This is a genomic window from Pseudoalteromonas sp. KJ63-1 (assembly GCF_055808145.1).
Genome location: NZ_JBVVRL010000002.1, coordinates 198,810 through 210,354, shown reverse-complemented (window position 1 = coordinate 210,354; position 11,545 = coordinate 198,810). Strand labels below are relative to the sequence as shown.

The 11,545-nt window shown below is 40.3% G+C and carries 7 protein-coding genes and 1 pseudogene; 1 reads left to right on the top strand and 7 read right to left on the bottom strand.

Annotated features, from left to right (window positions below):
- Positions 1-168 precede the first annotated feature (168 nt).
- From AC0L7Q_RS17400 to AC0L7Q_RS17385, 4 genes are all read right to left on the bottom strand, one after another.
- Positions 169-2,505: a S9 family peptidase gene (locus AC0L7Q_RS17400; protein ID WP_409425994.1), complete on the bottom strand. Its 2,337-nt coding sequence runs from the start codon at positions 2,503-2,505 to the stop codon at positions 169-171.
- A gap of 141 nt (positions 2,506-2,646) precedes the next feature.
- A complete protein-coding gene (locus AC0L7Q_RS17395; RefSeq protein ID WP_409425993.1) occupies positions 2,647-3,447 on the bottom strand; it encodes a DODA-type extradiol aromatic ring-opening family dioxygenase in 801 nt (266 codons plus the stop codon).
- Between the two features lie 91 nt (positions 3,448-3,538).
- Entirely contained in the window at positions 3,539-4,183 is a 645-nt protein-coding gene (tmpT, locus tag AC0L7Q_RS17390; RefSeq protein WP_409425992.1) for a thiopurine S-methyltransferase, read from the bottom strand.
- Positions 4,184-4,192: 9 nt separating this feature from the next.
- Positions 4,193-4,681 (bottom strand): DUF2938 domain-containing protein, encoded by a 489-nt coding sequence (locus tag AC0L7Q_RS17385; protein ID WP_409425991.1) that lies wholly within the window; start codon positions 4,679-4,681, stop codon positions 4,193-4,195.
- A 98-nt stretch (positions 4,682-4,779) separates the two neighbouring features.
- Between AC0L7Q_RS17385 and AC0L7Q_RS17380 the strand changes: the two are divergent.
- Positions 4,780-5,669, top strand: a pseudogene (locus AC0L7Q_RS17380) (LysR family transcriptional regulator).
- On the opposite strand, the gene AC0L7Q_RS17375 reads toward AC0L7Q_RS17380, so the two are convergent.
- From AC0L7Q_RS17375 to AC0L7Q_RS17365, 3 genes are all read right to left on the bottom strand, one after another.
- Positions 5,666-6,244, bottom strand: a complete 579-nt coding sequence (locus AC0L7Q_RS17375; RefSeq protein ID WP_409425990.1) for a DJ-1/PfpI family protein — start codon at positions 6,242-6,244, stop codon at positions 5,666-5,668. The pseudogene AC0L7Q_RS17380 and the gene AC0L7Q_RS17375 sit on opposite strands and share 4 nt — an antisense overlap.
- A 44-nt stretch (positions 6,245-6,288) precedes the next feature.
- Positions 6,289-7,758, bottom strand: coding sequence for a DNA recombination protein RmuC (locus AC0L7Q_RS17370; protein ID WP_413403337.1), 1,470 nt, complete (start codon positions 7,756-7,758; stop codon positions 6,289-6,291).
- Between the two features lie 580 nt (positions 7,759-8,338).
- The gene (locus AC0L7Q_RS17365; protein WP_010388794.1) at positions 8,339-11,485 is read right to left on the bottom strand and encodes a DEAD/DEAH box helicase; all 3,147 of its coding nucleotides are present in this window, start codon (positions 11,483-11,485) and stop codon (positions 8,339-8,341) included.
- Positions 11,486-11,545 lie beyond the last annotated feature (60 nt).

Sequence of the window (11,545 nt, the reverse complement as noted above, 5' to 3'; positions counted from 1 at the left end):
CTTCGCTATTTTAGATGACATTGAGTGTATAAGTCATTTTTTATTATTGTTGGGTTTCGTTGCACTCTATCCAACTTACGCTTTGTAAACCCCCATTACATTTTGATTAAAAAAGCCGCACACTATTAATTAGTGTGCGGCTTTTAGTATTTTATTTTTTTAAAGCGATTACTTGTTTAGTAAGTGCTTTTCAAAAAAGTCAGCCATCATAGTATGGTAATGCAAAGTGGTGCCTTTGCCTTCGCGTAAGCTGTGTGAGCGGTTAGGGTATGAGAAAAACTCAAACTGCTTGTTATGCTTTACAAGCTCATCAATTAAGCGTTCTGAGCCTTGATAATGCACGTTATCATCGCCTGTGCCGTGAATAAGCAATAGCTTACCGGTTAGGTTTTTAGCAAAGGTAATCGGCGAGGTGTTATCGTAACTCTCAGGATCGGTATTTGGGTTGCCCGCATAACGTTCTTGGTAAATGGTGTCGTACAAACGAATGTCTGGCACGGGTGCTGAGGCAATACCCACTTTAAATTTATCACCATGGCGGAATAATAAGTTAAGGGTTGAACTACCGCCTCCTGAGTGTCCCCATACGCCAACGCGCTCGGTGTCTATTACATCCCAGCGTTTAGCCATGGCATCTAGCGCGTCTACTTGGTCTTGCACGGTAATTGAGCCAATTTTTTTATAAATCGATTTGCGCCAATCGCGGCCTTTTGGTGCACGTGTGCCACGGTTATCAACCGATGCCACAATAAACCCTTTTTGCGTTAACAACGATTTGTATAAGTAACTGTTGCCTTCCCAGCGGTCTTGCACGGTTGAGCCCCATGGTTCGCCGTATACGTAAAACACAATTGGGTATTTTTTACGTTTATCCATGTTCTCAGGGAACATAATGTAGCCGTCAAGCTCGGTACCATCTTGCGCGTTTACTTTAAAAAACTCATGCTTTGGTAAGTTTTGCTCAGCCAGTTTTTGTTTAAGCTCGTTGTTTTCAACTAAGGTCTTTACATTACTGTGATCGCTCACTTTAATGATCTCTTTAGTCGGTGGCATACCAAATTTTGAGTAAGTATGCATTGCCCACGAGGCATCTTTTGACATGTAATAGCTGTTTGAACCTTCAAACTCAGCAGGTGTTACCCGTACCGGTTTGCTGCTGCCATCAAGCGGTGTGCTGTATAAATAACGCTGACCAGGATCGTTTGGCGAGGCAATAAAATACATTACGTTTTTGTCTTCATTGATGGTAAGCATATCAATAATGTCGTAATCGCCTGGGGTTAGGTCGATAATAGTTTTGCCATCGCGCGATACACGATAAAGATGACGCCAACCGTCGCGTTCGCTATGCCAAATAAAAAACTCACCGTCTTTTGACCAGTTGGCTTTATAAAACCATTCGATAAACGCATCGTCTTTGTCTTCTAATATTTTGGTCAGTTGCTGCTTTTGCCAATCAAACAACCACACTTTGTTATGGCTTTGTGGACGGTTTAAATCTTGGATCATTAATTCATTACCGGTGCCAGCCCAGCTAATACGGGGAATATAACGGTCGCGATTATCGCCTTCAAGCTCAGCCCAACGGGTTTGTTTATCAGCAAGGCTTACCACACCAACACGCACGGCAGAGTTGGTTTCACCGGCCTTAGGATAAGGGAATTCTTTAAGGGTAGGGTACAGTTCGTCGGTGTTGTTGATCATAGTGAAAAACTTAACGTCACTGGTATCAAGCTGCCAATAGGCGATTGATTTGTTGTCGGGGCTCCAACGAAAACCATCGGCAATAGTAAACTCTTCTTCGTATACCCAATCAAAATTACCGTTAACTATGGTGGCGTTACCATCGGTTGTGAGCGCGGTTACATCGTTACTACCAACCGTTTGCATATAAATATTGTTGTCGCGTACGTAAGCCACTTTTGAGCTATCTGGCGAGAACTTAGCAAACATTAACTTAGTAGGCTCAACATCCAAGCCACCTAATTGCTGTAATTGGTTGGTTTCAAGGTTAAGTAACCAAAAATCCCCGCGGCTACGCGAACGCCAAACTTGCTCGCTGTTGGTAAATACCATCAGCCATTTACCGTCTTTTGACCACTGATAGCTTTCGATTGCAAATGGCTCGTCTGCGCCCTCTGGCAATAGCTTTTCAAACTCAACCAATACCTTACGGCCTGTGCCGTCAGCATTGTAAAATACAATGTCGTTGCCTTTTACGCCGTGCTCTTTCTCATCATCGGCGTTGTTATCGTCTGCTTTTTCTTTTTCGCTTTCGCGCTCTTCAAGTACGGTGTAGCCAGTGCCATCGTCTAGCCATTTAAAGTAAGTGCTACGCTGGGTTTTAAATTCTTTATCTTTATAAATTTGCGCTAGGCTTAATGGATTATTCACGGTACTCATCGCTGCATTATTGTTGGTTGTTATGCTGGTACTTGAACATGCTTGCAAGCCTAAGCCCGCAACAATGGCCAGTGCCAAGCCCGATGTTTTGATCAGATTCATTATTATTGTTCCTAGTCTTCGGTTAGAGCGCTTTCTAGATTAAGACGCTTATTACATTTACTGTAACAAAATAACACGCTAAATATCAGCACCTTTATCGCAGCTAAGAACGATTTAAACCCAAACCTAATAGCAGTTGTGTTATCGCCACAAATACATACTGGCTCGCTTATTGGCAATATTTAATTCAAATACCTCAGTACTTGAACACATAGCAGCGCCATAGCATACATGTAGCGGTAACAAGTGCTCTTCTCTGGGGTGATTAAAGCGTGCAGCTGGAGCTTGCTGCCATGCTAATAATTGCTGTTCACGCTGCTGCTCGGTTAATGTTTGATCTGCGATTGTGCTTACCAGCCAATTTTCAAATGCCTGATTTTTCTGGTTAACATCGCTTGATTGAGTAACACCAAAAGCGCGCATATTATGAAAGGTAAAGCCTGAGCCTATAATTAATAAGTTATCGTAATCAATACTTTGCAGCGCTTTACCAATTTGAATATGCATTAGCGGGTCGAGGCTTGGATGCAAGGATATTTGCACACAGGGAATATCGGCCTCTGGGTACATAATTTTTAACGGCACAAACATACCGTGATCAAAACCACGCTGTGAATCGAGTTTTGAGTTAATGTTGTGAGTTGTGAGCGCTTGCTGTACTAAATTGGCAAGCTGTGGCTCGCCAACACAAGGGTAAGTTAATTGATACGCCTGCTCAGGAAAACCGTAGTAATCGTAAATAAGCGGCGGTGAAGAGTGCGCCGTTATAGTAATTGGTTGAGCTTCCCAATGCGCGCTGACCATTAAAGTAGCAGAGGGCTTTGGGGTTTTAGCGGCAACGGTTTGTAAACATTCCACCATATCTCTATGGCTTGGCTCTCCTAGCAGCGGTAATGGACCGCCGCCATGAGATAAAAAGAAAACATTTGCTGGTTGCGGCATACTTAACCCTTAATTGTTCGATGTGGTTATTATAATGCATGCTCAAATCACAATTAACTAGCCACAAAAATGCACAGCTAAAGTGCAAATTCTAAGAAGCTCTAGCAGTCATCAACCAAACCACAATACTGGCAGGGGTAACACCTTTAATACCTTGGCTTAATTTTTCGCAGCTGAGCATTTTTAAGCTGTACTGCTTTGCATAAATACTCTGTACCTCTGCCGCAGGCACACTGTATGGCGTGCCACTACGTTGCGATTGGTCGTAAATACAGGTGATCAATAATTGCGGTGCAGCATCACTTAGGCTAATCAAGTGTTGAGCATATTGACTGCGAATAGTGTAGGGGAGTGCGACTAAGGCACCGCGATCATATATTACATCGACATGACCTAAATGCTCAACCGTTAAAGCAAACACATCACCGACCCAAATACAGATCCCCAGAGCCTGATACGCAGTAAGTAGACCATGTGTCGTTATTTTTGGCGTAAGTGCTAATTCATCAAACAGTTGTTGAACAGCAAGCTCACTAAGTTCTACACCCACAACTTGCATGCCCTTATTGAGCAAGTAGTGTATATCAACTGTTTTGCCACACAAAGGTACAAACACACGGCTATCTAGCGGTAAATTTAAGTTAGTAAAATAACGATCTAAACTCGGGTTTACATTATCGCCATGAAAGCCAACATCATTATTTTGCCAGCGCTTTAACCAATATTCTGCTTGCATAATAACCTCTCAAAAGAGTGACAGCGTTAATGCGCTTAGGTATAAACCCACACCAAATACTGCGTGCGATAAAGTGCTTTTAATTCTAGCTGTGATTGGCTTTGATGTTTTAGCCGCAGCAATACCTAGCCCAAGAGCTGGTTGCATCACAAAAAAAGGTATAACAACCGTTAGCACGCCAAAAAGTAGAGCAGGCATTAAGCTTGGCGCTGTTAACCAATGATTTGGCAACAATAGTATGAATATCAATGCAAAAATAACCCCTATGAAGTAATGGCTAAACCAACCAATTGCGCATTCATTAGGTTGTGCAGCGGTTTTACTAATAGCAAGGTGTTTCCACTTGCCGTAGCGCATTAAGCATAGCCAGCGTCCCACTATACAAAAGTTTAAAGAGTTAATACCAAACTTACTAAGTAGTAGCGCCCATACATCAAGTAATGCCGTAGCACCTATACCAATAATTATGACCGCCAACCAATCAATTGTTGAAAACATAATGTCACCCTTTGCTGAAAACTTAAGCACTATGATATACACTTACAAAAACGTTAAATACAAAGCTTTAATCAAACTTAAATTGCAAAAGTGGAATCATGTTAGACGATATAGTGTTGTTTGTGCACATAGTTCAACAAGGGGGCCTGTCTCAAGCTGGCGAGTATTTATCGCTCCCTGCAGCAACCGTTACAAGGCGATTACAACGCCTAGAGTCTCGACTGGGGCAAAAGCTGCTGCACCGCTCTGCACGCCAATTTACACTAACCCAGCAGGGAGAGGTTTATTACCAAAGCTACGCAAGTTTAGTTGAGCAGTTTGAACAAACCAGCCATCACCTCAATCAACAAAAAGAGCAACTAAGCGGCAAACTTAAAGTGCTTGCGCCGCTTAATATTTGCCATGGCTTTTTAAAGCCAATGTGGTTGTCGTTTACTAAAGAGTATCCTGATATCCAATTGGAACTTATTTTAAGCAATCAACTTGAAGACATAATTAAAAGCCAAGCCGACTTAGCATTAAGAATCGGCCCACAAGCGGATTCACTTTTGCAACAAAAAAACTCGGACAAGCAGATTCGATTTTGGTGGCTACCCCAATTTATTTAACCAATGCACCAGTGCTCACAGAACCAAGCGACCTTAAACAACACCGCTTAATTGGCACGACACTAAGAAATAAATGGCCACTCACTCACATTACTTCACGCGCAAGCTATACACACATGTGTCGATTTAGCAGTATTTATAACGATACTGGCTTTGTTAAATACCAAGTGGCTGATCATCAAGGAGTAGGCTTATTACCTAGATTTGAAATTATAAACGAGTTGGCAACCGGAGAGTTTGTAAGGGTGTTACCAAACTGGCAAAGCCATAATCGCGAAATCTTTGCGATTTGGCCAAGCGGTCGTTTACTTAGTAAAAAAGCGGTTTGTTTACGTGATTACATACATAATTTTATTCAGCAACAGTTTCCAGGCAGTTAACCATTTTTATGCCATCGGTATTCCATTTGCTTTGCTGTATGCTCAGCGTGTGATGGGCTTATTAACTGCGCAACTAATGCCAAGCTCATATCAACTCCCGCAGAAATACCTCCAGAGGTAATAAATTTACCTTGTGACACCCAACGCTTATTTGCAACTACGTTTAGGCTTGGGAACATAGCAGCAAGATCGGCTTGATCTTCCCAGTGCGTAGTCACCGTTAAGCCATCGAGTAAACCCGCTTTGGCCAATAAAAAAGCCCCTGTACACACCGAAGCAACGTGATTTGCAGAATCAGCCGCTTTTTTTACCCAGCTAATTACTTGAGACTTACTTAGCTCAACAGTATGAACACCACCAACCACAATAAGCAAGTCAATAACCGGATGATCGGCAAAACTGTAATGGGGGTTTACACTAAACCCTGCGCGGGCAATTACTGGCGCTGCATGTTCTGCTACAAAAAATACCTGCCAGTTATTATCTGCTAAGCGCTTTGCCGTGCTAAACACTTCAAATGGGCCTGAAAAATCCAGTACTTCGGCATCATCGTAAATATAAATCCCAATGTTCATAACGTGTTCTCCTTGGCTGCATCTAACATTAACGTTTAGCAAAATTATTCATCTAACTCTAATTGTGCTCGTTCAACGCTTTCTTTAGGCAATTCTTTTTGTACCGACACCCCTAATTCTTTAAACTCAGAAGCTTGTTTAATTAAGTTACCTTTACCCCGGTATAACTGAGAAAATGCTTTATCGTAGGTTTCTTTGGCTTTATCAAGCTGTTTACCCACGCCTTCCATACTGGTTAAAAAGCCGTTGAGCTTACTGTAAAAACGCTCAGCACGATTAGCCAGCTCTTTTGAATATTTAGTTTGCTCTTCAAAGCGCCATAACTGTTTAACAATATTTAAACTGGTTAATAGGGTAGTAGGGGTAGCAACCAAAATGTTTTTTTCGATTGCTTGCTGGTAAATGTCGCTTTGGTATTTAAGTGCTTCTACAAAGGCGGATTCTATGGGTACAAACATAATAACAACCTCAGGCGAGTTTATACCTGGTAAACGGTCATACGATTTACTGGCCAGCTCATTTATACGGGCAGTTACGGCATTTACATGCTCTTTAATCGCTTGTTGAGACTCAAGCTCTGTTTCGGCATTTACATAACGGGTATAGGCATTTAACGATGTTTTTGCATCAATCACTAAGTGTCGACCTTGAGGTAAATACACCACAACATCAGGGCGCAAACGGCCATCTTCGGTATTAAAAGACACTTCTCGCTTGTAATCGGTGCCAGCGCGCAGGCCTGCGCTATCAAGCACGTTTTCAAGCATTAACTCGCCCCAATTACCTTGGGTTTTCTTTTGCCCTTGTAAGGCATTGCTTAGCTTATCGGCCTGCTCGGTAATTGCTTGGCTTTTGGCTTGTAAATGTAAGAGCTCGGTTTTAAGTGCTGCACGTTGCTGTAAGTCTTCAACGTGAATAGACTCCATTTTATCTCTAAAGCCTTTTAGCTCACCTTGAACCGGCTTAAGTAACTGCTCTATGCTTTCTTGATTGAGGGTTTTAAATTTTTGCGACTTTTCTTCTAATATTTGGTTAGCTAAATTTTCAAATTCTTTTTTAAGTGTTTCTTTACTTTGCTCTATATGGGCGAGTTGTTCGCTAAAATGTTGCTGCTTTTGCTCAAGAGTAGTGCGTATATTATTTAGCTCTACATCGCGCAGGTTGTATTGCTCTCGCAAGGCGGTAAGCTCGGCTTCGGCTTTACGCCAATATTGATTATAAAGTTGGCTTTGTTTTTCTTGCTCGGTTAAACGGGTTTTAAAATGCTGCGACTGATCCCGTTGCTCTTGATGTGTAAGCCCTAATAAATCGTGCTCTTCAACCAATGCGGCATATTGGCTTTGCGTTTGCTCATGCTGGCTTTGTAATAGCATTAACTGTTGTTGCTGCTCATTTACTTGGCGCTTTATTTTTTTGCTTAATTGCATTGATACAACACCAAAAATAGCCATGCCTGTTAGAGCGCCAGCACTTACACTTAACCAATCTAAATGGGATAAAAACGAAGTAAACATAAAATAAACTTTTAAAATTTAGTGACATGCCATCATAACGAATAACGCTCTTTAGCAGTAGGGGTAACGCACTAAATTAAGCGCATAAAAAAAGCCAGCTATTAAAGCTGGCTCAATATTACTTAATCAGTAATCAAACAGGGAAATCAACATGAAACTTGTATAACAACACATCACTACAAGCATAATAGTAGACGCGCTCTGATTAAATTAGTTCAAAATAATTTTTAAAAAAGTTGAATTTAGAGCATAAAAAAAGCCAGCTAATAAAGCTGGCTCAATATTACTAAATTAGTAATCAAACAGGGAAATCAACATGAAACTTGTATAACAACATATCAACTACAAGCATATTAATAGACCCAGCTATTATTGATTAGTTCAAAAATATTTTAAAATAAAATAGTTTAAAATATTCAGGCAAAAAAAGCCAGCGCTGAACTGGCTGGCTTAATCATTACTATGTCTAGTAACTACTATATGGGATATCAACATGAAAACTTGGAGAAACTGCAATTTAACCAAGCTGTATTAATAGACGCCCACAATTCAAATAAGTTCAAAAAATTATTGTTAATTTTTAACTTTTAATTAAAGACAACATTTGTTGTTCATCAAACTGGGTAAAACTCATTGATTTTTCGGTAAATAATGCATCTACAAGCGCTTGTTTATCTTGCTGCATTTGAAACACCTTTTGTTCAATAGAGTTAGCCATAATCAATTTATACACAAATACCGGATTAGTTTGGCCAATACGATAAGCACGATCGGTCGCTTGCTTTTCAACTGCTGGATTCCACCAAGGATCAAAATGAATAACGGTATCGGCTTGGGTTAAATTAAGCCCTGTGCCACCTGCTTTTAAGCTAATTAAAAATACCGAAGTAGTGCCACTGGTAAATTCGTCTATCACTTTATCGCGATGGCGCGTTTGCCCTGTTAACATGCTAAATTTAATGTTAAGTGTATTCAAACGCTCAGCAATTAAATCAAGTGCAGAGGTAAACTGGCTGAATATAATCACCTTACGCCCAAGGCTGAGCATTAATGGTAAATGGCTTGATAACCATTCTAACTTAGCACTGGCTGCGTCGGTTTCTGGCTCAATCAGCTTAGGGTGACAACAAATTTGACGAAGTTTTAATAGTGCCTCTAAAAAAGCGAGTTTACTTTTTTGTACGCCTTGTTCGGCAAATAAATCAATGAGTTTTTCTTCAAGCGCGTGAGTTATACCTTGGTACATGTCTTTTTGTTTAGGCTCAAATTCAAACTCTTTAACAAGCTCCGTTTTTTGCGGTAGCTCTTGAGCCACTTGAGCTTTAGTACGGCGCAAAATAAACGGCATAATTAACGCTTTTAGTTGCTCTGCTCGCTCAATGTTACTCTCACGCTCAATAGGGCCTTGAAAGTGCTGCTTAAAGTGCGCCTGGGAACCTAATAGCGAAGGCATAGCAAAATCGAGTAACGACTTTAATTCAAATAAATTGTTCTCAATTGGGGTACCGCTTAAGCAAAGCTTAAAATCGGCATTCAAACGTTTAACTAACCGCGATACCTGTGCCGTATCATTTTTAATATACTGCGCTTCATCAAGAATAATGTTTTCAAAATACAGTGGCGAATAATAAGCAATATCACGTTTTAATAACGGATAGGTGGTTAATATACACTGTGCTTGTGCCAAGTGTTTCAACGCATCATTACGGTGTGCACCAAAAATAGTGGTGACTTTTAAGTTTTTAGCAAACTTGTTAATTTCGTTTTGCCAATTACTCACTAAGCTTGTTGGGCAAACAATAAGCGTAGGGCCAGCCTGCGGAGTATTATAAGAACTGGCTAAATAAGCAATCACCTGCAAAGTTTTACCCAAGCCCATATCGTCCGCTAAAATACCACCTAGCTGATTACGCTTTAAAAAGTTAAGCCAAGCTACGCCTTCTTGCTGGTATTCTCTAAGCACCACAGAATCGTGTAAGCCATGAATGGCGATATTGGGCGATAACAGCGCGTCATTGCTTAGCTCATCAAGGTAGCGCTCTAATGACGGATCATGTAGCTCAACATTAATGGCTGTGTGCTTAACTAACTCAGGTAAATATGAAAGTGGAATATTAAATTCGTCGCGCGTTTTAATAAACTCAAATCGCAATTTAAACTCAATTAATAAATTAAACGCAGCCTTATCTATAACTCCAAATTGACGGCCAACGGGATAGTAATAAAACAATTCGCTTTGACGATTTAACGATTCAAACAGTTTATTATTTACATTAAATAAGGTCGCCACTTTGGTATCGTTAAGCACAACTTTGCAATGCATTTGATGCCCAGCAGCTCTGTTTACATGCAAGGAAATTTGGTTTTTAGTATCGGCAATATTTATTTTGCTCATTGAGACTTGCCAGCCACGTTGCTTAAAGCTTGGTAACACCTCATGCGCTAACCAGTGTAAGTGAATAGCCGATTCCTGACTAAAAATAAACTCGCTGTGTAAACCCCCTTTACAAAAATCAAAGCCTAAGTTGACCAGCTCGTTGGTAACGGTGTTTTCAAATGCACTGTTTATTAGTTTTTCAGGCGCTGTACCTGCTAAATAGTTTTTATTTTTATACTTAAACGATAACGAAATAGCCATTACTGAGCCCGACATGCTGACTTTAAGTACGGCATTACTCAACGACTTAACAGGCATGCTTGGTGCATTAGTAGGATGGGGAATAACACCGGCACCAAAATTATCAGCAAGCTGCTTATAAATTCGATCAAAGTTTGTATCGTGAAGTGCTGGTATTGTTTGTAAATGAGCAATTTCGTCAGCACTGAGCGGCGTGCGAATGCGGCCTAGCTTATATTTATCTAAATCTAAGTAGATGGGCGGCGTAGTTTTAATTAATGCCCAATTAGGAATTTGATCTAGGTGAATTTTTAACTGGGTGACTTCTTTTTGTTTTTCCCAAACAAAATTTAGGGGTAAGCCAGGTTGCGCTTTTATAGGTACTCGCGAACGCTGTAAAAATAATCGTTCTGTAGCTAGTAACTGCTGCAGCGCGTTAAAGCCCCATTGACCTTTGAGTTCAATATTACCGACCGCATTTTGCGAGCGGATCCAGCTGTATAATCTAAAATCACTTTCTAGCAGGTCGCTAGGGGTTACAAAACTATTAAGCTGTTGCTCAGTTAAATTGCGACCTAATGCATAATTATTATTTTTATCGTAGTTGGCAATTTTAGGCGTTAAAAATACTTTATCGTTTTCAATATCTAATACAAACAGTAACACTTGTGATGGATGAGCTTGATCGGTGTTTTTAAGCGAGCTGAGTTCGCTAAACCAGTCATTAATAAAATAGTCTTCGCCGTATTCACCTGAGTGTTCAATTTTAAGTTTTAACAAAATTGCAGCCAAATGGCGGCATTTAGTTTTAACATTACAAGTACAGTGAGTGTCGACTGAATAGCCAGTTGGTAATTTACTGATCTCAATTCGTTGGTTAAACGCAATGCCCTTATCGCCTTGCACAGTAGAATCAACAACAGAAAAATCAGCATTATGTTCTAACCAACTTATTTGGCCGTTTTTATAATACGACTTACCTTTTGCTAACACCGCGGGTTTAAACAATTTTTTTATGAATCGCTCAGAAAGAGGAAACTGGGTAGCCTGCTCATTTTTAATTTCTTCAAAAATAGCCATTAAATCATTTTTTGATAAGTTAGCAGACATGTCACTCAAAGTATTAAAATTTAAAAACAATTTTTCCAGTATATGCCTTATCAACGCTGA